The sequence below is a fragment of the Nostoc sp. NMS7 genome, from assembly GCF_017115085.1.
Lineage (GTDB): Bacteria > Cyanobacteriota > Cyanobacteriia > Cyanobacteriales > Nostocaceae > Nostoc.
The window spans coordinates 87,546-112,085 of the sequence record NZ_JABXKJ010000231.1 but is presented as its reverse complement, the minus strand read 5'-3'; the positions used below and the strand labels follow the sequence as shown (position 1 = coordinate 112,085).

20 protein-coding genes and 1 pseudogene are annotated in these 24,540 nt (G+C 41.7%); 12 read left to right on the top strand and 9 right to left on the bottom strand.

The window, feature by feature from the left end; genetic code table 11:
• Window positions 1-19 precede the first annotated feature (19 nt).
• Window positions 20-619: a hypothetical protein gene (locus HWQ38_RS29550; protein ID WP_292800988.1), complete on the bottom strand. Its 600-nt coding sequence runs from the start codon at window positions 617-619 to the stop codon at window positions 20-22.
• 98 nt (window positions 620-717) lie between these two features.
• Window positions 718-1,284 carry a DUF6658 family protein gene (locus tag HWQ38_RS29545; RefSeq protein ID WP_292800986.1) on the bottom strand — a complete coding sequence of 189 codons (567 nt, stop codon included), beginning with the start codon at window positions 1,282-1,284 and terminating at the stop codon, window positions 718-720.
• Window positions 1,285-1,725: 441 nt separating this feature from the next.
• Between HWQ38_RS29545 and HWQ38_RS29540 the strand changes: the two genes are divergently transcribed.
• A complete protein-coding gene (locus tag HWQ38_RS29540) occupies window positions 1,726-2,646 on the top strand; it encodes a lysylphosphatidylglycerol synthase domain-containing protein (RefSeq protein ID WP_292800984.1) in 921 nt (306 codons plus the stop codon).
• A gap of 12 nt (window positions 2,647-2,658) precedes the next feature.
• Here the strand turns inward: HWQ38_RS29540 and HWQ38_RS29535 are convergent, their stop codons facing one another.
• Window positions 2,659-3,975 (bottom strand): hypothetical protein, encoded by a 1,317-nt coding sequence (locus HWQ38_RS29535; protein ID WP_292800982.1) that lies wholly within the window; start codon window positions 3,973-3,975, stop codon window positions 2,659-2,661.
• 450 nt (window positions 3,976-4,425) lie between these two features.
• Here HWQ38_RS29535 and HWQ38_RS29530 point away from each other — a divergent pair, with 450 nt between their 5' ends.
• The 7 genes from HWQ38_RS29530 (at window position 4,426) to HWQ38_RS29500 (ending at window position 12,259) form a co-directional block, all read left to right on the top strand.
• Entirely contained in the window at window positions 4,426-7,302 is a 2,877-nt protein-coding gene (locus tag HWQ38_RS29530) for a hypothetical protein (RefSeq protein WP_292800980.1), read from the top strand.
• Between the two features lie 21 nt (window positions 7,303-7,323).
• Window positions 7,324-7,557: a hypothetical protein gene (locus HWQ38_RS29525; RefSeq protein ID WP_292800978.1), complete on the top strand. Its 234-nt coding sequence runs from the start codon at window positions 7,324-7,326 to the stop codon at window positions 7,555-7,557.
• Window positions 7,476-9,314 (top strand): DDE-type integrase/transposase/recombinase, encoded by a 1,839-nt coding sequence (locus HWQ38_RS29520; protein WP_292800976.1) that lies wholly within the window; start codon window positions 7,476-7,478, stop codon window positions 9,312-9,314. Before HWQ38_RS29525 ends, HWQ38_RS29520 begins: the two co-directional genes overlap by 82 nt.
• 578 nt (window positions 9,315-9,892) lie before the next feature.
• Complete coding sequence (ndhL, locus tag HWQ38_RS29515; protein WP_292800974.1) at window positions 9,893-10,105, top strand: NAD(P)H-quinone oxidoreductase subunit L; 213 nt, start codon at window positions 9,893-9,895, stop codon at window positions 10,103-10,105.
• A 24-nt stretch (window positions 10,106-10,129) separates the two neighbouring features.
• Window positions 10,130-10,441, top strand: a complete 312-nt coding sequence (locus HWQ38_RS29510) for a DUF3007 family protein (RefSeq protein WP_292800972.1) — start codon at window positions 10,130-10,132, stop codon at window positions 10,439-10,441.
• Window positions 10,442-10,521: 80 nt separating this feature from the next.
• Window positions 10,522-11,367, top strand: a complete 846-nt coding sequence (gene trpA / locus HWQ38_RS29505) for a tryptophan synthase subunit alpha (protein WP_292800970.1) — start codon at window positions 10,522-10,524, stop codon at window positions 11,365-11,367.
• Window positions 11,368-11,584: 217 nt separating this feature from the next.
• A complete protein-coding gene (locus tag HWQ38_RS29500) occupies window positions 11,585-12,259 on the top strand; it encodes a heterocyst differentiation related protein (protein WP_292800968.1) in 675 nt (224 codons plus the stop codon).
• A gap of 325 nt (window positions 12,260-12,584) precedes the next feature.
• On the opposite strand, the gene HWQ38_RS29495 is transcribed toward HWQ38_RS29500, so the two are convergent.
• The 3 genes from HWQ38_RS29495 to HWQ38_RS29485 form a co-directional block, all read right to left on the bottom strand.
• Complete coding sequence (locus HWQ38_RS29495; protein ID WP_292800966.1) at window positions 12,585-13,022, bottom strand: PIN domain-containing protein; 438 nt, start codon at window positions 13,020-13,022, stop codon at window positions 12,585-12,587.
• 8 nt (window positions 13,023-13,030) lie between these two features.
• Window positions 13,031-13,330 (bottom strand): hypothetical protein, encoded by a 300-nt coding sequence (locus HWQ38_RS29490; RefSeq protein WP_292800964.1) that lies wholly within the window; start codon window positions 13,328-13,330, stop codon window positions 13,031-13,033.
• A gap of 96 nt (window positions 13,331-13,426) precedes the next feature.
• Window positions 13,427-15,349, bottom strand: a complete 1,923-nt coding sequence (locus HWQ38_RS29485) for a serine/threonine protein kinase (protein ID WP_292800962.1) — start codon at window positions 15,347-15,349, stop codon at window positions 13,427-13,429.
• Between the two features lie 163 nt (window positions 15,350-15,512).
• On the opposite strand from HWQ38_RS29485, the gene HWQ38_RS29480 reads away from it, so the two are divergent.
• Complete coding sequence (locus HWQ38_RS29480; protein WP_292800960.1) at window positions 15,513-16,001, top strand: hypothetical protein; 489 nt, start codon at window positions 15,513-15,515, stop codon at window positions 15,999-16,001.
• 193 nt (window positions 16,002-16,194) lie between these two features.
• Here HWQ38_RS29480 and HWQ38_RS29475 read toward each other — a convergent pair whose 3' ends face one another.
• Window positions 16,195-16,926, bottom strand: coding sequence for a hypothetical protein (locus HWQ38_RS29475; RefSeq protein ID WP_292800958.1), 732 nt, complete (start codon window positions 16,924-16,926; stop codon window positions 16,195-16,197).
• Window positions 16,927-17,124: 198 nt separating this feature from the next.
• Between HWQ38_RS29475 and HWQ38_RS29470 the strand changes: the two genes are divergently transcribed.
• On the top strand, window positions 17,125-17,358 hold the full coding sequence (locus HWQ38_RS29470) for a hypothetical protein (protein WP_292800956.1): 234 nt from the start codon (window positions 17,125-17,127) through the stop codon (window positions 17,356-17,358).
• A 74-nt stretch (window positions 17,359-17,432) separates the two neighbouring features.
• Here the strand turns inward: HWQ38_RS29470 and HWQ38_RS29465 are convergent.
• Window positions 17,433-18,447: pseudogene (locus HWQ38_RS29465) on the bottom strand (IS4 family transposase); the annotation flags it as partial.
• Window positions 18,448-18,922: 475 nt separating this feature from the next.
• On the opposite strand from HWQ38_RS29465, the gene HWQ38_RS29460 reads away from it, so the two are divergent.
• Window positions 18,923-22,432, top strand: a complete 3,510-nt coding sequence (locus HWQ38_RS29460; RefSeq protein WP_292800954.1) for a GAF domain-containing protein — start codon at window positions 18,923-18,925, stop codon at window positions 22,430-22,432.
• 116 nt (window positions 22,433-22,548) lie between these two features.
• Window positions 22,549-23,544, top strand: coding sequence for a folate-binding protein (locus HWQ38_RS29455; protein ID WP_292800952.1), 996 nt, complete (start codon window positions 22,549-22,551; stop codon window positions 23,542-23,544).
• A gap of 5 nt (window positions 23,545-23,549) precedes the next feature.
• On the opposite strand, the gene HWQ38_RS29450 is transcribed toward HWQ38_RS29455, so the two are convergent.
• A complete protein-coding gene (locus HWQ38_RS29450; protein ID WP_292800950.1) occupies window positions 23,550-24,479 on the bottom strand; it encodes a DUF5331 domain-containing protein in 930 nt (309 codons plus the stop codon).
• Window positions 24,480-24,540 lie beyond the last annotated feature (61 nt).

Below are 24,540 nucleotides of genomic sequence, written 5' to 3'. Positions count from 1 at the left end.
GGAGATTGGATAATTAATCTCAATCAACGTCTTTGACTGTCCTCTTCACTGCCTTGCCTGCATCCTCAGCTGTGCGCTGAACATTTTTACCAGCATCATCAGCCCCACGCTGAACATTTTTTGTCACGTCTTCGGCAGCATTCTGGGTATTACCCTTGAGATTTTCAATTCCTCGCTGAGTCCCCTTAACAACACCTTTGCGAACTTCTTCAGCTGAACTGCCGATATCTTCACCCAGGTTCTTCACTCTTTCACCAAAAGGTGTACCTTTTTGGTAATTTTCGCCATATTGCTCTCGACTGTCAATTCCCTTCTGCTCAATATTTTTTTGAGAATTTTTCGCTAGCCCATCACCTCTGTCATTCGCTGCCTTTTCATCTTGCGCTCTGGGATCTACATCACTAAAGTTATTTATCCCACCAGTAGGAGCAGAGAGAGGAGTATTTTTTGTGGGATCGTAGCGTTTGGAATAAGGTGATTGAGCGTCAGGTTTTGGTGGCTGTGTTGCTATTCCTGGATCACCACAAGCTTGTGTCAGAAATAAGAACATTCCTGCTAAAAAAACAGTTAAAACTTTCAAGGGACGAATGTTTTTCAGCCAAGTACCTATTTTTTTCATACTTCTACTCCTTGCATTTTTGTGACTAAGTTAAACTTCAACCAAGATGGCATTTAGAATCTATTTAAAATCTCAACCATTGAGACAAAATAATTGTTCTATCTGCCTACTGCTGGATTTTTTTGTAATTCCGGTCTGGCACCCGCTTCATCTGCCTTGTTTTTCAAAAAGCCGGAAGCTTCTTCAACAGCCTCTTTCACAGTCTCAATCCGCTCTTGAAACCGAGTTCCTAAATTTGGTTCATCCTGAATCAAACCACCTGCTTCCGGTTCTTCAAAGTCCTTATCTGTAATGATTGGCAGTTCTGCTTCTTTCTGGGCTTGACCTGCTGGTGTCTCGCCACCAGGATAAAGTATCTCAGATTCTCCCTTTGTAGCAATCAATAATTGCGAACTTGGTTGTAAGCTAGCTTGGTCGCGTCCCTGATTGGCCTTTGGGTTTGCTATTTTCGGATCGGTAGACATTCTGTAGTTGGTATACTTGTCTCCACCGTTCTTATAAGGATTGTTTGCTCCGCCAGCTTGTACAGCAGGATTTTGGGGATTTGCACCTTGAGTATTTGCCCCACTACAAGCAGTGTTAACTATCAACAGTAGTCCAGCGAAAAAGATAGTTAATATCTGGCGCAATCTTATTTTTTTCAAGAATACTCTTACAGTGTTCATGTAGTCCTCCTGACCAAAATATTCATAAGCTAATAGTTTGCTGAATCATTGGATTGGTCATGCAAATTATTGTGCTTGTTTTGCTTGCCGAATCTTTGATAACCTCTATCAAGGATATGAATAATAAAATTAACTTTACCTCTAGCGCAGGCCACATTTTAATTATGATTGATAGAATATTTTTATCTAACTCTAGGGAGATATAAAATAAAATCATATCCTTTTTGAAAAAAGAAATACATAGACCTGTTTAATAAATTCCGTGGGTTTAAGTAAGCAGCAAATTTTGTGGCTCTTTGTCAATTATCGTTACAAAACTTAATTAGGAATTAGGAATTACGAATTATTTTAATACTTCAAAAGCTTTGGATAGGTAGCTGATGTACTGTAATAGTTAAGGTATTCAGCCCTTGTTGCTCTCACCGTTAAATTACTAAATTGATGAAGCAATTTTTACGCTGGATAATTTTGGGCGGAACGCTGTTTTTTTTAGCTAGAGCTTTGAAGGATAATTGGATTGAGGTAACTGCTATCCGCATTCATGGGGTAGGATGGGCAATTATAGCGATCGCAACAGGCATCACTTTACTAGCACATACTTGGGCTGGCTGGATCTGGACTTGGATTTTACAAGAGTTAAATCAACCTGTATCATCTACCCAATTCATCCAAGTTTACCTAAAAACGAACATTGCTAAGTATTTACCAGGTAATATCTGGCATCACTACGGGCGAATTGTCGCCGCCAAAAATGCCAATGTTTCTGCAGGTGCAGCCACCTTAAGCGTTTTGCTAGAACCGTTACTCATGCTAGCGGCTGCTTTAATCATCATTGTCCTATGCAGTAGCCAATTTGCGGCAGCTAATACTACCGTTGTTATACAAATATTACAATTGCTGAGTTTAGCTGTAGTCCTTTGGGCGATTCATCCTTGGTTTTTAAACCCAGTTATTCGCTTTTTGTACAGATTCAAAGCAAAAAAGTCTGCTGTCAGCAGTGAGTCAACTGTTCCCTTCAGTCTTAAAAGCTATCCCCTACGACCTTTGTTGGGAGAATTGGGCTTTATGGGACTACGCGCCACTGGGTTTATATTAACTATGTCCGCGCTGGGTTCGTTGAATGTGAATCAAATTCCTTTGTTATTAGGGGCTTTTAGTTGCGCTTGGTTGTTAGGATTTATCATTCCGGGTGCGCCTGGTGGGTTAGGTGTGTTTGAAGCGACTGCGTATGAACTTTTACGACACCACTTTCCATCTGCCCTAGTATTTAGTGCGATCGCTCTATATCGCCTCATTAGTATTCTAGCTGAAACTGCGGGTGCTGCCTTCGCTTGGTTAGACGAACACCTCGCTAAATCGTGAATCAGGCGACACTCATTTTTGTCTATCTACCTTCATCTGTGAAAATACACGATAACCATCCAGATTTAACTGCGGATTACTGCTTTGTTCTTCCACCTTAATCAAGTTATATTCTACATTTTCTACATAGATTGCAAACGTGATATTAAAGACTTCCATAAAATTGATTACCCACTTACACTCATCTTCAGGATATTTTTCATAATAACGAATTAGATGAGCAATCCTAATTTCTAAATGCCTGCGGGAATTTCTGCAAATCAAAATAGTCTTTAGCAGTATAATCACCAATGTTAGAGAGTGACCTTGGGTAAGCAATAATATAAATAATGACGAAGGTTCCTTACCATTTTCTGTTGTCAAAGAATCAATCACTCGATTACAAGTTCTTAACAACAATTCTTTCGTGATAATTTCTTGACTAGAATCTTTTTTCCATAAGGATAAATTTTCTACGAACTTCCGCCGTAAAGTCTCGACTACTTCTTGATTATCTACAGAAAAAAATAGATATTTTTCTATACTTATTTTAAATTCTTCAAGAGTTTGCTCTTGAGTTTGCTTGATAAATATATTGGCAACATTTTCATGGCTAAACACACCCTTTTTTAAAACAATTGCTTTTATTAAATGCAGAACGTTATCTCCCAAAACACTGGGATTTGTGTAGCGTGTTGTGCTTGAGACGGTAGATTGAGAACGAGCAATATAGATTGCCAGTTGAAACTTAAATTTGTCTTTTATCTGTCTAGAAAGCTTTCTAGCAGCCTCTTGTTGCTCTCTGGGATTATTCTCATTAACAGATTGATCAATTAATAAATACGAAGTGTAGCGATTAGCCCAATGACCTTTAGATGATTCATCATGTTTACCAGCAAATAATTTTAGTTCTTGGTAGTCTTTGCTATTTATGAAATTGTCCAGCCAACGTTTACAGATATTTACATCTGGAAAATTCTTGCTCTTTACTTTCAGGCTTTCATTCGCAAATAAATTAACTAGTTCTTGGATATATTTGTCTTTTCTGTTAGTCGTCCAATTATTAACTATTATGTAGATACACCGCTTAAGTGTATTAGATAACTCTTGTTCGTTATCTTTTAAAAAAATGCTGTATATCCCAGGTATAGAATGGGCAGACTGTGAATTAAGACCGTCTATAAATAAACCTTTGAATTCCCGTAAAACATCGTCTGGCGACAATTTTTTAACAATTTCCACAAAGAAGCTATAAACCTCTTCTTGTGCCATTTGCACATTTGGCTGTCTAGATTTAGACGTAACAAAATGCGGATATTGCTGACTAATTGAGAAACTATTAGGGGTCATTCCAGTTCTCAGTACAAAAAGGCTTCCTGATCATATTATTACCAGCTTACCTTGGTGAACAGTAGCATCAATCTATTCTTCAGAGATTCAGTAATCTTTTTACACAAATTTGATAAACTCGGACTATAAATAAAGTATTAAACAGAAATTGTTTAATACTTCATGAAATACTCCAGTAAAATTATTTACTTATAAAAGACCATTTATAAAATAAATCACAAATAGGCTCTAAGTATCACAGCCAGTTGTGACTTTACCCATAACTTTGCCAAGACTAGAAGCATAAGCTTGCCGCACAAGGGTCTGTGAAGCTTGATATTGCGTCAAATAAATTATAACTTTTCTCTACCTTTGGAACCATAACTTTGCCGCGAGTCAGAATTGGAATCATAAGCTTGCCGCGAGTAATTATAAAATTTTATTTCTTTTGCCGGCCCATCGGAACACCTAATGCGGCAATATGCTCAAGATGCATTCAACCTCTTTGGTCTTAATCTTTTTTACTCAGGAACTGTTAGAAGTTTAGGTAGGCTACCCACGCCAGAAGAGTTACTACAACAACATTATCACGGTTTAGTAGTCAGTTATCAATGGCTCAGTTACTCCAACAACTCTAGCTTGCTGCTGAATAATTTGTCCCAAACTGTAGCTGGCAAAGTGTTTCTGATTCTTGACGAAGTTCACCATACTAGTTCGGACTTAGCTTTTGGTCAAGCTTGCGAAAGGGCGTTTCCAGATACGATTGTTTCTCACCGATTGATGACTTCTGGTACACCATTCCGTTCCGATAACAGAAGAATTTTGGGTAACTGGTTGACTTATACACCAGTAGAAGAGAACGCTTATCAGTGTATTCCTGACTTTCAGTATAGGTTGGCAGATGCCCTGAGCGACGAAATAATCCCTCCCTTTTCATTTGTAACTATGGAAGGAGAGTTTTCTTACCGTCGAGGTCGTGCTGTCTACAACGGTAGAACTTTTACTAACGCAACTAACGAGCAAGATTTAACTGATGCTTTAAATACAGCCATTGATGTTCAAGGTGGCTGGGTTAAAGAAGCAATTTTGTGGGCGCATGGACGGATGAAACTAGACCGAGCTAAAGGACTTCCTGAATGTGCGACTTATGTAAGAGTTCCCACGATTGCTGCGGCACGGCAAATGAAAGAACGCATTCGTAGTCTTACTGGTGAAGATGCCCTAGTAGTCGTGTCTAGGGACGATGATCCCAATTCAACTTCTAACTCTAGGTTAGGGCAAGACTCCAGTGAACAGATTGAACGGTTTGCAGCAGAAACTGGACACAGCGCGCGATCTTGGATTATTGGAGTGGGAATGTTGGGTGAAGGCGTTTCCATCAAACGGCTGAAATATCGCATTCATGCCACCAATATTCGTGCCACTCTGTCATTTATGCAAGATTTAGGGCGTTTATTACGTTGTTTCCCTGAAAATGCTCCTGAGCCAGTGGAAACACTAATTCCGGCTCATCCACAGTTGGTAGATTTAGCTATCAGTGCCTTAAATGAAATTGCTCACGTTGTAAGAGAAAGGGAAGAAAACGAAGGTAGGGAGAGTAGAGAGGGAACAGACGGAGAAGGAGATTCTCAGGGTAGTCAGCAACTAAATTCTAATTTTATGCCCATTGCTTCTACAGGGGAAATTGGAACTCACATTGTAGACGGCGAGGAAATTGAATCTGAATATGCAAATGTTGCTGAATGGATGATAGCAAATACAACTTTTGGGCGATATTGGCATAAAACTCCTGCCCACTTAGCGCAAATGCTAATGGAGGACAAGGGTTTATTTAACCTCTACCGCATGGAATATGAAAAGCTGGTAGATCAAATGTTAGCTGATCAAGGTTCTTCATCTACTGTTATTCCTGATGGATTTCCTTCCGAGTATGGGGACTATTTGCCCACTAAAAAAACTGCTTTTGCCCGTAGAGAAGCCGATACAAAAGTTAATCGCCTAGCCTACATCTTATACGGCAATGCCAGCAAAGAAGATAGGAAAGAAAGAGTCGCACAAATTCACTCCATAGCCAAACGTAGAAACTGCGTTAAAAACGATACTTTTATTGGACATGATCAAGCAGTCAGAGCTTTCTTTGTCTCGGATGGTATAGCTTCTGGGATTGGTAAGGATTTAGCTTTTGTTGACCAGATTCCTAACTTTATCAAAGAAATCATTGATAACAAGTTATGGGAGTGTCTTTATGTGGCAAAGGGAGTTGTTACCCCTTATTACTGCCGTTATACCAAAGGCTCAGATGCTGAAAATTTTCGGGCTTTTATTGCAGCTAAACGTCCAAATGGTTTAGAAACTAGCGTAGAGACGATAGACAGAGTTTTACAGGCTGACCAAGAAGTACAGCGTAAGTTTAGGGCAATTATCTATGAGTCTCGTCAAGGAGAACGGACGGATCTTGCTGATGAAACTTCTTACGGCGACCGTAAGAAGTTAGAAAGTGAGCTAAGTCCAACCCAACGAAGTGTAGTTAGAGCCGCAAATCTTGCCGCAGAAGCTATTCCAGTAATAGGAGAATTGCTAGATAGGTCACTTATTGCCATAGATGTAGCAGCATTACTAGGACGTGACATAAAAGACCCCAAAAACTTGACGGCAGAAGAACGAGAGTATGTAGACAAGCGGGATTTGATTGGGTTGAGAATTAATCAGTACATATATACTAACCAAATTCCTGAAGATGAGGATAGGGAACCAGCTTACAGTCGCGAACTCAATAATCACATCAAAGATTTGCTGGGGATTAAAGACCGTTCTAAATCTGTGCGGATGGATAATCCGAAAAAGGCTGCTGAGAAACTGCTTCAGTTTTATCAAGGAGATAAACTCAAAGAGCTGATTGACCGCTTAAGACAGGCGTTAGAACCATTACCTCAATTACCAGAAGCGGTAAGAGAACAATCTAATCAGAAAAACCAATTTACATTCTTCGAGAATCAACTGACAATTAGCAACAATGGGCTTACGGCTGAACAAGCTGAACCTTCTAAGGAAGACACACCTACCTCTCCTGCCTCTGAAACTCATTCACCTACCCTCAAGCCATCACAAGATATAGATCAGAACTCTGCACCAGCAGATTTGGAGAATTGGGAGTTGACCCCAGATGAACTGGCAAAACGCTTACAACGTAAACCACGTTCACTTCTAGAGATGTGGTACACAAAACCTGCTGAATTTCCTCAATGGTCACAAAAACGAGATCCTGATGGCATAGCTTTGGAACGCAGTGACAGGAAAAAAGGGCGTTCTTGGTTATTTATTCCAGTTCTAGAATCCAAACAAGAATAATTAAGTGCCAGGAAATATTCAATGCTATCAAAGACAGAATTTGATGCTTGGTGTTGTCGCCTGAATCTCTCTTCGCAAACACAAAATCTGATTGAAAAAATTCGCTCATCAGAACCATCTCGTCGGGTAGGAGGTGGACGCAAAAATGTTTCTGGGCTTATCCCAGTCGAAAAATGGGAGCTACTATTCAATTTGAGTCTCACCGTGTTGAACTTCCTACTATCTACGAATTTGAGCATGATGAGGAAGTTTTAGAGTTTTACGACCAACCCTCTCCAATCAAATTGGACTATCAAGGAAAAAATGGTCGAAACTTAGGGGTGTTGCATACACCAGACTTTTTCGTGATTAGAAGAGATTGTGCTGGTTGGGAGGAATGTAAAACCGAAGAGGAACTAAAAAAGCTAGCTGAAAAAAGTCCAAACCGCTATTTTTACGATTCTGAAAGTAGATGGCGCACTCCACCAGGAGAAAATTATGCACAACAGTTTGAGCTTTACTACCGCCTATGTGTAGACACTCAAATTAATTGGGTTATCCAGCGCAACGTAATTTTTTTGGAAGATTATTTTCGAGCCGAGTCTCTTCATTTAGAAACTGCAATCAACGCAGAAATTCAGCAGTTAGTATCAAGCTCACCAGGAATTTCCTTGGCTGAACTACTAAATCATGGGACACAAGCTAGTGCAGATGACATTTATGCTTTGATTGCCACAGAGCAATTATACGTTGATTTAAGTGTTGCGCCCTTAGCTGAACCAGAACGAGTTTGTGTTTTTTCCGACAAGCACACAGCTACTGCCTATGGTTTGATGCTAAAAACAACAACTTCATCAACTCCCATGAGTTTTTCTGCGATTAACCTTTCTATTGGGACATCAATATCTTGGGATGGCAAAGGCTTAAGTATTATTCATGTTGGAGACACTGAAGTTACTTTACAGGATGAACTTGAGCAATTAATTCAACTGAAAAAGAGTTTATTTTTAAATCTGGTTCAGCAAGCGAAAATAAAAAGCTTACAAAAATCTGAAACACCAGATATAAAAGCAGAATCTTGGGAGCAATTTTATAGAGCAAGCCCTGAAGACCAAGCAGAAGCCCTTCGCCGCTACAAAGTTATTGAACCATATTTAAATGGAAATCCACCTGAAAACGAAACAGTGTCAGAGAGGACTATTCGCCATTGGAAATTGAAGTATTTAGCAGCACAACAGCAGTACAGTTGTGGTTATGTCGGACTTCTCTCGCATCGCAGTGCTAAAGGCAACCGCACGCGAAAACTGCCAGAAGAAACCTTAGTGCTGATGGAAAAATTTATCCTTGATGACTATGAAACCCTCAAACAAAAGAAGATGTGGGAGGTACATGGTGCTTTAGTTAGGGTTTGCGAACAACAAGGTGCTATTGCTCCAAGCTATAAAGCGTTTACAAAAGAAATAAAGAAACGTTCCAGTTACGAACAAATCAAAAAACGCCAAGGTCGTCGGGCTGCATACAAGCAAGAAACTTTTTATTGGGAACTGAACAGGACAACCCCCAGACATGGCGATCGCCCATTTGAAATTGCTCACATTGACCACACAGAATTAGATGTTGAATTAGTGTGTTCCCGTACTGGTCGTTCATTGGGTAGACCTTGGGTAACTTTTTTGATAGATGCGTATTCCAGAAGATTCTTAGCTGTTTATTTGACTTTTGACTCGCCTTCATATCGTTCTTGCTTGATGGTGTTACGATTGTGCGTTCAACGCCATAACCGTTTACCACAGATAATTGTGGTAGATAACGGTGCAGAATTTCATAGCGTTTATTTTGAAACGCTATTAGCTACTTTTGAATGTACGAAAGTTTTTTGGCATTTTAAATTTTTAATGGGGGTGGAGGGACTTGAACCCACACGACCTTTTAGGGTCAACGGATTTTCATTCTTCCGCAGTTTTCACTGCTACCTGATGGCAATAGCCAGCTCAGGTTTTAAGAATTGGACTCTCCCTTTACCCTCGACTTAACGTTAGGGTAGCTCCCGTCGGGTCTCTGCACCTTCCGAATAGTTAGGAGTGAGGAGTTAGGAGTTTTAATTTACTCACTACTCAGTACTCATTACTCACGACTTTTTCGGCTTGGCTCAGGATTGCCATGTCTGTTGTCAGATTTAGGTTTCCCTGAGTTTGAGAGCTTCCACTTGAGGGATTTCTCCTCCAAGGCTCAGTTATCTAAGTCCGTAGCGTCTACCATTCCGCCACACCCCCGTTAGTGTTTGGCAACTAGTATAACTAGTTATTTTTTCGAGGCAGTAAATACCTCCTCATCTATTCCACCATCAATTGTGTCTTTTGTCCAACTAGATTGAAAATATTTTTTCCAGAGTTGGAAGTTTTCCTTGTTTGGTCATAATCAATCTGGATGAGTTTTCGATCTTGTTTGCCAGTAGATTTGCGATTATAGCATAAATTCTATCTTTTATCAGTCAATCTGGACATAAATGAGGAATTCTGGCACAGTAATGTTGAAAGCATTTAAGACTAGACTTTCCTGAGTCTGGCTCTTCAGCCTATGATGGAAAACAGATGCTTAAGACTTGAAAGTTATGATTGTCGCCCTGCTGTATCTGATTTTGGCTGGAGCTTACCTTTTGGTAATCCCGATTGCTGTTTTGCTGTACCTGAAGCAGCGTTGGTTTGTAGCTACATCCATTGAGCGTGTCTTCATGTACTTTTTGGTGTTTTTCTTCTTTCCGGGTCTGTTGGTTCTATCGCCGTTTGTAAATTTTCGACCCCAACGGCGACAACTTGAAGTTTAACGAAATTGGTAGGTCATAATTCTCATGCGACGGATTGACGCTATTGGAATTGGCTTGGGTGTTTTTATTGCTGGCGGCTTGGCATATCTAGGATTGCAGCTAGTCGGTTTGGATAATCAGAAAGCTGGTATATGGAGCCAAGTCTTACTATTCAGTGGGTTAGTTGGCTGGTTAGCTACCTATTTTTTCCGGGCAATGGGACAAAAAATGACCTACCATCAACAGCGCGAACAGTATGAGCAAGACTTTCTGCAAAAGCGGCTAGAAGAGCTTACTCCCGAAGAACTAGCACGAATTCAAGCTGAAATAGAACAAGAAGAGCAATCTCAGGTGTAAAGTTATCATTGATGAGTCAAAAGTCCAAATCTAGATTTGGACTTTTGACTATTGACATTTGACTCTTGATACTTTATCAAATGACTGCGATTTCTGATTGCTTTGAAACTCTTGGGCGCAATCGTGAGTGCGCTCTGATCCCGTTTATCACTGCTGGCGATCCAGATTTAGAAACAACAGCAAAAGCTTTGGAGATTCTAGATCGTAGTGGAGCCGACATAATTGAACTAGGTATACCCTACTCCGATCCTCTGGCAGATGGGCCAGTGATTCAAGCTGCTGCTACCCGCGCCCTGCAAAGGGGAACGAAATTGGAGCAGGTGCTGGAAATGCTGCAAGGGATTACTCCCAAATTGCGATCGCCCATTGTCTTATTTACCTATTACAATCCAATTCTGCACCGGGGGATTGAAAAATTTCTCTCTTCAGTCGCGGCGGCTGGGGTTGCGGGATTGGTAGTCCCAGATTTGCCCTTGGAAGAAGCCGCCGGGTTGCTCCAACCAGCTAGTGAGATGGGAATTGACCTAATCTTGTTGGTCGCTCCCACCAGTTCTGCCCAACGGATAAAAACGATCGCTCGTTCCTCCCAAGGATTTATTTATTTAGTCAGTGTCACAGGGGTAACAGGAATGCGATCGCAACTGGAAAACCGCGTCTCCGATTTACTTAAAGAAATTCGTAGTGTTACTGATAAACCTATTGGTGTCGGCTTTGGGATCTCCGAAGCTGCACAAGCGCGTCAGGTAAGGGAGTGGGGCGCAGATGCCGTGATCGTAGGTAGCGCTTTTGTGAAACGGTTAGCCCAAGATACCCCAGAGCAAGGACTAAATGCGATCGCCGAATTTTGCCAAAGTCTCAAAGCAGCCATCAAGACTACCAACACCAGCATAAATACTCCTCTTGATGAGACGGGGAAAGTAGATTAAAAAAGTATAACAGTGTAGTTTTTCTATCCTTGTTTGCTAGACAATTTGACCATTATGGTCTTGAATATTAACATCAGATATCAAGATGTAAAAAACTAGCTGATATAGTCGCTTATAGTTCGAGTATTATGTGAAATCAAGTAGGCAGAAATTATGAGTGTGAGAGTGAGTCAGTCACAAATGATTATAGTTACGTCGCAATTGAGGAGCAAAGGCGATGAGTGAGAGTATGGCATTTATCGGCGGGGTTGCCGTAGCTGGGCTGGCGGCTCTCGTATTGCTCAAAGGAACAAATACCCCCCTACAACCTAACTTTGCTGTTGCTTCCCAAATGCCTGGGACTGTAGTAGCGCCCGGAATGCAGCCACAAATGTATCCTTACAGCCCTTATGGGCAACCAGTGTATCCCGCTCAGGTTCAGCCAACGACTGCTGCCAGTTCTGACCAGCGTCTGGAGATGGAGAAGTTGAACACGCAGATGCAGCTAGAGCGTTTAAAAAACGACAATGAACAGCTCAAGGAACAGCTAAAGCAGCAAAATCAACAAATCCAAGGACAAGTCCAAAATTTCAATACTCAGCAGCAGTGGCAATTAGCCCAGCAGAATAACCAACAAAAAGCAGCAGCATTCCAACCGCTAAATCCTTGGTGGTCTTCACCCATGCTTTGGGCTGTGGGAGGCGCAACTCTCACTATTGGTGGTGGTGTTGTCGTTGCTGGGGTATTAGCTTTATTTTCACCACGGCAGCGTCCAGCCCGTACTGTACAAGTGATTCACCCTTACCAAGGAAATACGCCGTCCTTGGTTCCAGTGCGACGCGCTGAGTTTCTGCCTGCTTCTCGCATGGAAGCAAGACGAGTTGAAGCCCAAGAATACGACGAAATGCATTAATAGGGAAAATAAAATCATAGATGGACACAGATGCACACAGATAATTCATCTGTGTGCATCTGTAGTTTAAAATCATCAACAATGCGTAGACAAATCACCATTGCTCACTCAATATTGTCTATCACAAGTATTTTTGCCTTTCCTTCAACTTACCGCAGTCTGCGATCGCTGCACACAATAATATTGAGTAACTAGTTGCCAGTGCAAAGAGATGTCAGGATAAGCGTAGTTTGACGACATCACACGCTTGGGGCTTGGGGGCGTTTAAGCAGCAACTCAACTACACATAGAAAGTTGTATACAAGTAATCATGTAGAGGTGTAATTTAAGGTGAGATCGCTGTGGGATTAACGGCAGTAATTTTTGAGTAACGGGCAAAATCACTAATATTAAACGTAAGGATATGGGTCAGTCCATGCACTAGCATTGCTGCAACCAGTCGTGTATCATGCACCTTGACCCCCGACACCCTATAATCGACAACTAAACGCCGCCATTGTGTATGAACTGCTGCACTATCAGGCAAAACATTGAAGTACCGCTCTATCACTTGTGCCCTCTGGTCTGTCTCCTCAATTGATAAGCCAAAACCGCTCCGTGCCGTTGTAGGTCGCGTACATACATTCCAAAATTCTCCCAAAATTTGTGATGTGTAACAGATTTCTTCTCCCTTTTGCAGTAAAGAGTAGATGGCATCACGAACCAAAATATGATTTGGATCTGAAGGAGAAATGAACCGTAATAGGATGTTTGTATCTGCCATGAAAAGCATCAGTCATGATTCCCATAAATGCTTTCACGAGTAAAGGATTCTGGCGGTAAAACTGGTATTTGTTCCGCTCCTTGAGCTAATAATTCCATGTCCGCTTTCCATTGTTGTGAGTCAAAAGTACGCTTTGTACCAAACTCTGCAAATGTATGTTTATGTCCGTGTGATGTGCCAAAGATATCCCTTTCAATCAAATCACGGATATACGCTGCTCTGTCGCCTCCAAAGTGCCTCACTCGCTCATCAATCAGCCTTAGTAGAGGTTTGCTTATTCCAGTAACCTCAATTTTGTTATTGTCCATGTTGTTTCTCATTTCCATAGTTATAGAACTTACACATTGACAAATGAGGTAAAAAATGCCTTAAGAAAATTAGTAACCAGTAAACACTCGTAACTGTTAAAAGCCGCTTTTGGGAGTTTCTGTAGGATTAGGATTCTCTGTAGTGGCAGGTTGGTTAGTATCGGGAAGTTTATGTTGGGTACTCTTCTGATTATCTTGATTTTCTAGTTTAGATAGTGCCTGCTTTGCCAGATTTTCGGCTGCTTGTTTAAATACTGGTTCGATTCTATTTCGCCAATATTGAGTATTAGGCAACTTTTCTGGATGGTTTTTATAATCTAAAACTTTATCCCATTTCCCATCATCCAGGGCTTTGTTGATCTCATTAGATATCGCCTCTGCCTTAGCCCAATCTTGCTGCCACTGGGCAATTACTTTACCTGTCTCTTTGATACCAGAAGCAGCATTTGCCGGAACCGATTTTAAAAGTGCGATCGCACCAATTATATCTCCTGATTCATACTTCTGTCTTGCTTGTTCTATAATATTGGCACTGTGATCACTAGGCTGCGATCGCTCTAATTTCCCCCCATCGGTAGTTGACCCCTCCGGCTTTTCTGGTAGGGGAGTTGATACATTCCTCAATTTTGGTTGTGGCTTGGGAATTGGTCGAGTTGCAATCAGGGTATCATCATCTACTGTCTTAGTTGCAATTCCCTTTTCGCGCAGGCAAGAACCCCATTCTTGATTATTGGCTATGACATCCGAGTATGCCCAAGCCAAACGACCAGATTTAAGTTTAACTTCTATCCAACCTCGTTTTGTTCGCTTGCCAGTTACCTCGAAACTGGTGTTATCGGTAACAGTTTGCAAAACATTATCAGAATTTATCGAACTAGGTTCAGAACGGATATTAGAATTTCCGACGACAACAGCCGAGCATTTGTTTACTAAGGCGGTATCCTTACCTGTAAGATTAGCAGCTAAATTTTTCATATTGGGAGCTACATTTGCTACCAAGGCAGCCCCACCACCTGCCAATAATATGGCAATTAATATCGGCCATGGGTCAGATTTGCTAGAGTCTTTATGGGTAGGTTTGACAAGATTCGCTGGTGCAACTGCAACCGTTTGCAGCCGAGATACTTGAGGCTGGGATTTGGCTGCTTGGTAACTGGAATTTTTGGCGGATTCTTGAGGTTTGGAAAGTGCAGGGATAGGATTAATGCTGTCTTTACATGCTTGCAGTGCTTCCGTGGCGTTTTGGTAGCGGTCTTTGAAGTGATAATGCACCATCTTGGACAACACTCCCGCCAGTCGATAGTTCACGGTTACTGATTGCTGCCAAATGATTTCGCCCGTTTCCGGGTCTTCTTGCAATTCTGTTGCCGATAATCCTGTTAATGCTTGAATGGCGATGATGCCGAGGGAATAGATATCACTGTTAGGACGGGGTTTACCTTGCCCTTGTTCTGTGGGCATATAGCCAGGAGTGCCAATAACTACCGTAGCCGAAGGTTGTCCGCCCACTGTTACCAGCTGTGTACGCAGTTGCTTCACTGCCCCAAAGTCTACTAAAACTAACTTATTATCTGAGGCGCGACGGATGATATTATCCGGTTTGATGTCGCGGTGAATCACGCCTTGGCGATGGACAAATTCGAGAATTTCCAGAACTTCTTGTAACAGTTGAAATACTCGGCTTTCACTCCAGCGCTTACCAGGTATAAGTTCCTCAGCTAGAGTATGTCCTTCAATATATTCTTGTACTAAATAAAATTCTTGGTTATCGTCAAAGTATGCTAGCAGCCTGGGTATTTGGTCATGGTTGCCCAGTTTTTCTAAGGTTTCGGCTTCGCTGTTGAATAGGCGTTTAGCAGTATCAAAAACTCTGGGGTCAGTTCCGGGTTTGAGGTGCTTGACAACGCAGATGGGATTGCCTGGCCGCCTAGTATCTTGGGCAATGTAGGTTTGACCAAATCCTCCCATAGCGAGGACTCGAATTACTTGGTAACGATGGTCTAGTAGCTTGCCGATCATATTCCCTCCCCAGAGTTATTACCTAATTTTCCAGCTAGTAATAAATATCTCCAAATTTTCTTCAATGAAATCCGCTATCTTGAGAAAAGATTTAGATTAAAAACGCAGCTTTTTAATAAACGTAGACTGTTTATTTTTCTTTTAGTGTCCCTGTTTACTACCAATGCCACCGAAAATAACAAATCCAGTTGCATGGCAGCAGGCTGAAATCCTCATGCAACCTGCTTTCATTCGCGTTATCGACAATATCCGCAAGCTGCTTGATGAATCTTCCTGGACGGGAACTTACCACGATGTCCTGATTTGGCCGGCTAGCACCACTGATGAAATTAAACTATTGGTGACTGAACTGTTGCAAGCGATGGAAACTGCAACGCCGCAAGAAGCAGATGAAATCAGAGAGACTCTTACGCGTCTGCCTGTGCCCCATCCAGGATATCATCTACGTTTGGAGCGTCAACAGCAACAAGCGAGTATCGATTTGTGGGAAGTGTGTTATCAAGTGTGTTTTCTGGAATACACCGCACAGGAGGAAGCTGCTGATATTGATACTAGTTTAATTGATGAATTGGGTGAAGTCGATTGGTTGCGTTTGGATGCTAAGACAAAGGAGTTAGTTGAGCAAGCGTTTGCTAAATTGCCAGAGGGTTGAAGCTCTTAGTACAGAACACCACAAAAAGGGTATGGAATTTAATCATTCGTAGGTTGGGTAGAACTTAAGTGTTACCCAACATCAAGTCTGAATATTTCTGAACCCCTTTTACGGTGACGTGTACTTAGAATAGAATTCTGGCGCTTTACTTAATAGTTTCTACTGGCTTGCAAGTATTTAAAGATTCTTCAATTTAGTTTTCAGATATATAGATTTTCAGTTGAATGCTTTCTTTCAAGCTGCTAAGGTAAGCTAGCAGCGCATAAATGAAAATCACAATTCCGACCATTTCCAAAAACTCTTCAACAAATATGCTAATTAACGTTATTAGAGTGCGTCGCCCAAAATCTACTCTCAAAAGTCCACCCACCATTTCCATACCTAAGCCTCCACCTACATAAACAACTGCGGCAATCAGAAATAAATAGCGAGTCTTTAGAGGAAGATGGAGCAAAAATTTGAGATATTTAAATGCAAAAACTACCACTAAAACAGCACCAGGGATAACCCAGGTTTGGAAAAATATAGGATTGAGATGAAGCGATTGTCGCACTGACGGAATGATCAAAATCTCGTGAAAACTAAATGCTTCATCCAAACTCAAATAGAAAAATATCAAATATAGAGTTTTCCAGTAAACAAAATAGCGATCTTTCGTCTTAATAGCGCTAATTACTTTAAGTAATCCCGAACAAAATAATAGAGAGAATGAAGAATACCAAGCAGGAATATTCAATTCTCCATCTAGGCTAAATAGTTCGTAAAACCACTTGGTAGTTGGGAAGGGAAACTTCCAGAGCCAGAAATAGCCACTTAGAACGCCTGCTAAGGTGAGGCACAGAACTGTAACACTTAAACGTCGAGCAATTGTTTTAGCATTGAGATGAATTGGGAACTCCACACTATGGCTTGATAGTTGCTGCATACAAATATTGAGCTAATTTTCTCTATTTATATCTAACTCACTTTTAGTATCATACATATTTATTGTCCCATTTTGGAGTAGTATCTAGCCCTCTTTTACCCTTTGTCATTTTCTTCTGATTGTAGTACTTGGATATTATATAGAAGATAAAATAGTACGCATAGTAGTATTAGGTAAAACGGAGCGATTGAAGGATATATGCCAGAAATGAACTTAGATGAAATTAAACTTAAAGAACTGTTGAAAACAGCAATTGTTGAACTACTTCAAGAGCAAAAAGAAGTACTTGATGATTTATTCGCAGAAATTATGGAAGATATAGCCCAATACGGTTCAGTTAAGGCTAAAAAGCTGATTAGTGATGTGAAATTTCGGAGCTTCTACTCGTTGTCCAGTACCTCTGTGTTGAGGCTTTTTAGAGCAAAACTTTGATACAGGTTTTTTGACGACTCTGGGATTAATACGGTGAACACGTTCAGGTAACAACGTATCTAAAATCTCGACAATTAACCAATCGAAAAAAAGGGAAATTCTTCTGGCTGTAAGTCTTGGAACTTAGGAATAGCACGGCGAATAACCCGTAATGTACCTGTAAAACTCAAGCGTAATGGTGGAACACCAGCAGTAGTTGCAGCTTGAAACATTAACACTCGTACTGACCAATGACCTAACAACCAACCAAAAATTTCTTGTACTACTTCTGGTGGCTTTTGAGAACGAACATGAGTTTTACGCCCTAACAGATGAATTTTTAACTCATCAAGGGTATTTTCGACTTCCCATCGTTGATAATATTCTTTGGCTAACAGTTCTGCCGGAAATTTTTCAATGTCTAATAAGCTAGTAATTAAGCGATACGTAAGTTGTTCAGTCGGGTTTTGAGGATGCTCAATTGTGTATTCAATAACTCTCACCATGATTGGTTGACACCCCTTTTTCCGCAATCTTCCTGAAGGATTAATCCAGGATAAATAGGAGCCGTCTTCTAAAGGTTTTTCTACTAAAAATTTCACATTAGCGGGGATTCTTCCTAAATAGTCACAGCCCTTGGATACGGTTTTGTGTACCATTTCATAGGAATGTAAACCTCTATCCCACATCAACAACATTCCTGATTCTACAGAGCGTAATAATTTTAAAGCTCGAACCCGTTCTCCCATACGATAGGGACACATTAATGCATCAAATATAATGTGCGTTCCTGCTTCTACCAAGATGACTAATCTCAATGAGTGGAAATGCTGCCATTGTTCCGGGACGGCTACTTGGACGACCAAACACTCTGGCGTTTTCTTCGCTATCTGGCACATCAAAACAGCTACCATCGATTACTACTACTCGTAATCCATTCAAAAATGCTCCTAATGTTTCATCCGTTGCTATTGGTTTTACTAGTTGATGAAATAATTGACTCATCACTCTTGCTCCCAATCTTTGTCGAGCTTGTGTAATTGCTGATTTACAAGGTACTCGCCAATATTTCCCAACCTTTACCCATGCCTCAGAAAGGCCATCAATAAGCAGATGGTAACTATTATCGCATCAGAATTGGAGGCTACAGAGTTGGAATTGGACTATCAGAGGGTGCAGTGCTTTTTATAAGAGTATTGCACAGGAGAGATGTTTATAGGTACTTTCGGTAATTTAAGCGATCGCCTTAAGCATAACTATTTTCACTCCCAATAGGGTTAGGCTTGCTCAAAATGGTTCTATTTCCTTCTTTTTAAGGGGGAGCTTTAAGGACTATGCACCTTAACCAAATTAGATTCGGCTAACTTGTTCTAAAATTTGCTCCGGCGTAGCCCAACCTAGGCATCGCCCGGTTTTTTCGATACTTTCCAGGTTAAGAACTTAAGTGCATTAGTAAAAGTAAGAAAAGAATATGCGGAGGAGCTTTGTTTTTGGCTGCGGTATATCCCCGTATTTTTACTATTACTCTACACAGTAATTAATTACCAGAATAGAAAGTATACAAATCATAAAAATACTCAAATAGATGGGATCGCTAACAAAGCAAGAGCAAGTAAGTCAAACTCAAGAAATTTTATTACATCGCATTGCCAGTCGTATCCGGCAATCTTTAGAACTGCAAGAAATTTTGTCGGCGACAGTTGCAGAAGTACGCTCGTTTCTAGACACTGATCGCGTCAAAATTTATCAGTTTCAACCCGATGGTCATGGATTAGTCATTGCTGAATCGATTCAGTCAGGTCGGTTGCCGCCTCTTGTGGGGTTACATTTCCCTACAGATGACATCCCACCCTATGCCCGTGAACTGTTTGTCCGAGCCCGCCAGCGAAGTATCGTTAATTTGACAACACACGAAATTGGGATCAGTCCTCTCTATTGCTCAGAAACAGGCAACCTCTTAGACCAGCAAGATATTCGCTATCGTCCCGTCGATCCTTGTTATGTAGAATATTTGACGGGAATGGGCGTAAAGTCTTCAGTAGTAGTACCGATTGTTTTAAAAAGCAAGGAAACAGGGAAAGATTTATTACCTTCTCTGGAGCAATCATCTCAATTATGGGGACTATTGGTATCTCACCATTCAGAAGCGCGAGTGGTGACAGAACAGGAATTATTATTAATTCAGTCGGTGGTCGATCAGCTGGCGATCGCCATATCGCAATCGATTTTACTCAGCCAAGTGCGAGAGCAAGCCCGTCAAGAAGCAATTATTAATCAAGTTACCGAGCAACTGCATACTACGCCTACTGTCCAACTGCAAGCTGCCCTTGAAGAAACAGTCGCTGCCTTTCAAGGCTCTGGAGGACGAGTCTACTTGCTGCCAGATGGCGAACTAACAACAGAAATCTACACTTGTGGGATACAGCCTAGTCAACTTGATATCGGACAAGATAGACCGATTGAGGAGCATCGATTGTGGCAGAAATATCTTTATTCCGCCACTGTCTCATCCCCCGATTATCCAGAAAAGCAAAAGAACAAAACATGGTCAGTGAATTGGATGAGAGCAGTTTACGCTTTGACTCCTCCACCTAACGAACTCAGTTGTGACTCAAATTTGTGGGCGATCGGCGATCTTTATAAAGAACCCTTATTGCGATCGCTCGCCCCCAGCTTCCAAGCAACGCAAATTCGGGCTTTGTTGATTATCCCTCTACAGCATGGTGCCACCGTCGTTGGGTGTTTAACCATCTTCCGAGATCAGGTAGATACTGAAACTATTTGGGCAGGCTGTGTTGATACCGATTCTCGCCAACTGATGCCGCGTCAGTCATTTGCAGCATGGCGCGAACTGAAAACCGGGCAAGCCCAGCAGTGGACAGAATCAGAAGTTAAGCTGGCGCAAGCATTAGGCGAACGCTTTGCAACGGCAGTAAAGCAGTATCGACTTTACCAACAAGTGCAAGCCCTGAATACAAACCTAGAGCAACAAGTGCGCGATCGCACCGCCGAACTGCAACAGACTAATACCGATTTGCAATGCTCGACTATTGAGCTACAGCGCTCGATAGAACGGCAGCAAGCTCTGGCTCGGATCATTGCTAAGATGCGACAGTCGCTGGACGTTAGTACTATTTTCCGAACCACGACTAAGGAAGTTTGCCAATTACTTAAGAGCGATCGCTTAAGTGTCTATCGTTTTAATACCGACTGGGGAGGTGAATTTGTGAGTGATTATGAATCTGCAAATCCCCAATGGCAGAGAAATGGTAAGCTGGCAGTAGGCACCGTGTGGGACGACACATACTTACAGGAAACCCAAGGCGGACGCTACCGCAATAATGAAACTTCTGTAGTTGATGATATCCATAGCGTCGGATTTACCCAGTGCCACCTTGAGATACTTGAACAATTTGATGTCAAAGCCTTCATGATTGCGCCGATTTTTGTGGGGCAAGAACTATGGGGTTTATTGGGAGCCTATCAACATTCAAGCCCTCGGCATTGGGAAGCTTTAGAAGTTGAGTTTTTCACCCAAATAGCAACTCAGCTGGGAGTGGCGTTGCAACAAGCTGAGTACTTAGAACAAGTGCGATCGCAAACCAGACAATTGGCGCTTGTGGCAGAGCAACAGCAAACTTTAGCCAGTGTAATTACCAAAGTTCGGGAATCACTGGACTTGAACGCGATTTTTGAAACCACAACCCAAGAACTCCGCCGAGTACTCAATGCCGATCGTGTTGTGGTCTTTCGTTTCTATTCTGAATCTAACCATAACGGCGGCGAAGTCATTGCAGAAGATGTTGCATCGCGTTTCCCATCGACCTTAACGGCGAAGGTGTACGATCACTGCTTAGGTGAGAAGTATACTAAGAAATTCTCCCAAGGCTACATTCATGCAGTCACTGATATTTATAACAGCGAGTTAGACGATTGTTATATTTCGATGCTGTCTCGCTTCCAAGTCAGGGCAAACTTAGTAATTCCCATGATCAAGCAAGGGCAGCTATGGGGTTTACTGTGTATTCATCAATGCCAAAAATCCCGTGAGTGGCAAGAATCTGAAATTGAATTTGTGAGCCAAATTGCCTCTCAGTTAGGAGTTGCTTTACAACACGCAGTACTGCTCAACCACACACAGCAGCAAGCTAGCCAACTTTCCGAAGCACTTGAACATTTGCAGCAAACTCAAGCTCATCTACTTCAGACTGAAAAGATGTCGAGTCTGGGATTACTAGTAGCAGGGGTTGCCCATGAAATTAATAATCCAGTCACTTTTATCTCCGGCAATCTCATTCATCTTCATGAATATACGCAAAACTTGATTGAGATGCTTAATGTCTATCAACAGGTATATCCTGAACCTAATCTGGAAATTCAACGACAAGCAAAATTAGCAGATTTAGAATTCATCGTTGAAGATTTGCCTAAACTGTTTTCTTCGCTGACACTAGGTGCTGAACGAATTAGTGAAATTGTTCTTTCCTTACGAAATTTTTCTCGTCTCGACCAAGCCGAGGTAAAACCTGTTGATATTCGTGAGGGACTCGATAGCACTCTATTAATATTGCAGCATCGTCTTAAGGCTAATTCATTGCATTCAGGCGTTAAGATTGTCAGACAGTACGGCGAGTTACCGCTTGTAGAGTGTTTTGCTGGACAACTTAACCAAGTGTTTATGAACCTGTTAGCAAATGCGCTCGATGCGCTGGAGGATTTATGCGGTCAGTCTGCGACATCAGGTGCAAATAAACACCATCCTCTGATCACTATCAAAACACAGATGATTGCAGATGATTGGGTGCAAATCTCGATTAAGGATAATGGAGTCGGCATGGCAAAAGAGCTACAGGCTAGGCTATTCGATCCATTTTTCACAACAAAGCCTGTCGGTCAAGGTACAGGTTTGGGACTCTCAATTAGTTACCAAATTGTAGAAAAGCACGGAGGCAAATTAGAGTGTCTATCCCAACCTAGTGAGGGGGCTGAGTTTGTGATTGAAATTCCAATTAAACAATCTGAGGTGAAAGTAGCAAACCTCCGAGGCGATACAGAAGGAATTTACAAAGCTGATTGTTACGTCCGTTCTCATTAAATATATCGGAATTGATTATACGCTACAAGAAAACCGGAGGTGCATTGAAGCCGTAAACCCTTATTTGTTAAGATTTTCAGTGCAACAACATTGAAACAGGGCAACTCTCCATCACCATGCCAACATCTACAATCGACACTAAAGACACAGCAGCTATCCAAGCCGCAAAAGAAGCAGTTGCTATATGCGATCGCACCTCCTGGGGACGCATCAAAGTTTCTGGGGACGATCGCCTCAATTTCTTGCACAACCAAAGTACTAACAATTTCCAAATACTCAAGCCAGGACAAGGTTGTGATACGGTTTTTGTCACTTCCACAGCTAGAACAATTGATTTAGTAACCGCCTACGTTAAAGAAGATGCAGTAATCCTGCTAGTTTCACCCAACCGTCGCCAGTTTCTCATGGAATGGCTGGATAAATATATTTTCTTTGCCGACAAGGTGGAATTATCTGATATCACAGAAGACACCAACACCTTCAGCCTCATTGGCCCAGGAAGCGACGCTGTTTTAGAAAAGTTGGGTATTGGCGAACTCATCGGACAACCTCATGGGAGTCACAAAGTATACACGATTGCTCCCGCCGAGGGAGTGCAAATTGCTGTGGGTAGTGGGTTAGCGGCTCCCGGATACACCTTAACTTTCCCCTATACTGATAAAGCAACAGTGTGGAACAAATTGTTAGAAGCTGGGGCGGTAGAGATGAGCGATCGCGCTTGGGATGCCTTGCGAATCTTACAAGGCCGCCCCGCCCCAGATGCTGAACTCACAGATGATTACAATCCTCTGGAAGTCGGTTTGTGGCAAACAATTTCTTTTAATAAAGGTTGCTATATTGGGCAAGAAACCATCGCCAGATTAAATACATATAAAGGTGTAAAACAACACCTTTTGGGTATACGGCTCAGTGCCCCTGCGTCAGTTGGCAGTGCGATCGCAGTTGGAGATGAAAAGGTTGGCAAACTTACCAGTTACACAGAAACCTCTGATGGTTATTTTGGACTAGGTTACATTCGCAGCAAAGCTGGTGGCGTGGGCTTGAAAGTCCAAGTGGGAGAAACCGACGGTGAAGTAGTCGAAATCCCCTTTGTTTCTCACGAGTACCCATAAACAATTCAAAGAAAAATATTTTCCTCTTTATCCCTAGTGCCGTAACAAAATTCATCTACCCAAGAAGCTATACTACGGGCATTAGTGGTTGCTAGATTCGCTTTGTTCTTAATATCTTCTGGTTGAATATTCGGATGCTTGCCGTTGCTTTTAACCTCAGTAGTAATTGCTAGCGATCGCACTGGTTTACCATTACTGTTAATCTCAGTGGTAATTGCCAATGATGCATCCACAGGGATTCGGGCAGATGGGGCGTTACTTTTAATCTCAGTAGCTAATGCCATAGATGGCATATTTTTGGCTTTGCTGTTAAACTCACTAGTCATTGTCGCCGATCCTCTTGAAGGTAACTGACCAGAGTGCCAGCGTACTGGTTGAGATTCCCTTAGCAAACCGGAGGATGGCGTTTTTACCGGAGTATCTGGAGCAATTTTAGTTGCAGCAACTACCAACTCCGGTTTGTGTGTGCGAACTACCTCAGTTGTAGCTGTAATCGATGGCACAAGTTCATCGGCGCGTGAGAAGTTAGAATCTAGAGTCTTGGCAAGAGAATGAAGCGCAATTTTGCTGGCAGTTACAGCCGATGAGAGATGTTTATCCTCAGAATGATTCTCATCTGGCGGTTCGCTCTCAACTTGGCTTGTAGCCATAGAATGTGCTGATTTTATTAAACCTAACTCTTCATCAGGATTGAAATTAAGACCTAAAGCGGCGACTATTTTATCTGGATCGTTATTCAGCTCTACCATAAAAGAAAGTATTTCATCAAACTGGGGTTCCAAAACAGACAGTGTTGCCAAAATAAAACCGGACAAAGGACGCCGCAGACCATCGTAAGTAGCCCAAATTCGCATTTTGACCAGCCAGGGAATATTTTGCTGGTAGTAAATCAGCCAGTTTTGTTTTAAGGATTGACGCAGATGTTGGATATTCATTGGATGCCTCATTTCAGTCAACAAGATTGTAGACCTATATATTGTTAACTAATTTCATTTC

Excerpts from the sequence above, each read along its gene's own strand:
- HWQ38_RS29550 (WP_292800988.1), bottom strand. The coding sequence starts at position 619 with ATGAAAAAAATAGGTACTTGGCTGAAAAACATTCGTCCCTTGAAAGTT.
- HWQ38_RS29545 (WP_292800986.1), bottom strand. The coding sequence starts at position 1,284 with ATGAACACTGTAAGAGTATTCTTGAAAAAAATAAGATTGCGCCAGATA.
- HWQ38_RS29540 (WP_292800984.1), top strand. The coding sequence starts at position 1,726 with ATGAAGCAATTTTTACGCTGGATAATTTTGGGCGGAACGCTGTTTTTT.
- HWQ38_RS29535 (WP_292800982.1), bottom strand. The coding sequence starts at position 3,975 with ATGACCCCTAATAGTTTCTCAATTAGTCAGCAATATCCGCATTTTGTT.
- HWQ38_RS29530 (WP_292800980.1), top strand. The coding sequence starts at position 4,426 with ATGCGGCAATATGCTCAAGATGCATTCAACCTCTTTGGTCTTAATCTT.
- HWQ38_RS29525 (WP_292800978.1), top strand. The coding sequence starts at position 7,324 with ATGCTATCAAAGACAGAATTTGATGCTTGGTGTTGTCGCCTGAATCTC.
- HWQ38_RS29520 (WP_292800976.1), top strand. The coding sequence starts at position 7,476 with ATGGGAGCTACTATTCAATTTGAGTCTCACCGTGTTGAACTTCCTACT.
- ndhL (WP_292800974.1), top strand. The coding sequence starts at position 9,893 with ATGATTGTCGCCCTGCTGTATCTGATTTTGGCTGGAGCTTACCTTTTG.
- HWQ38_RS29510 (WP_292800972.1), top strand. The coding sequence starts at position 10,130 with ATGCGACGGATTGACGCTATTGGAATTGGCTTGGGTGTTTTTATTGCT.
- trpA (WP_292800970.1), top strand. The coding sequence starts at position 10,522 with ATGACTGCGATTTCTGATTGCTTTGAAACTCTTGGGCGCAATCGTGAG.
- HWQ38_RS29500 (WP_292800968.1), top strand. The coding sequence starts at position 11,585 with ATGAGTGAGAGTATGGCATTTATCGGCGGGGTTGCCGTAGCTGGGCTG.
- HWQ38_RS29495 (WP_292800966.1), bottom strand. The coding sequence starts at position 13,022 with ATGGCAGATACAAACATCCTATTACGGTTCATTTCTCCTTCAGATCCA.
- HWQ38_RS29490 (WP_292800964.1), bottom strand. The coding sequence starts at position 13,330 with ATGGACAATAACAAAATTGAGGTTACTGGAATAAGCAAACCTCTACTA.
- HWQ38_RS29485 (WP_292800962.1), bottom strand. The coding sequence starts at position 15,349 with ATGATCGGCAAGCTACTAGACCATCGTTACCAAGTAATTCGAGTCCTC.
- HWQ38_RS29480 (WP_292800960.1), top strand. The coding sequence starts at position 15,513 with ATGCCACCGAAAATAACAAATCCAGTTGCATGGCAGCAGGCTGAAATC.
- HWQ38_RS29475 (WP_292800958.1), bottom strand. The coding sequence starts at position 16,926 with ATGCAGCAACTATCAAGCCATAGTGTGGAGTTCCCAATTCATCTCAAT.
- HWQ38_RS29470 (WP_292800956.1), top strand. The coding sequence starts at position 17,125 with ATGCCAGAAATGAACTTAGATGAAATTAAACTTAAAGAACTGTTGAAA.
- HWQ38_RS29460 (WP_292800954.1), top strand. The coding sequence starts at position 18,923 with ATGGGATCGCTAACAAAGCAAGAGCAAGTAAGTCAAACTCAAGAAATT.
- HWQ38_RS29455 (WP_292800952.1), top strand. The coding sequence starts at position 22,549 with ATGCCAACATCTACAATCGACACTAAAGACACAGCAGCTATCCAAGCC.
- HWQ38_RS29450 (WP_292800950.1), bottom strand. The coding sequence starts at position 24,479 with ATGAATATCCAACATCTGCGTCAATCCTTAAAACAAAACTGGCTGATT.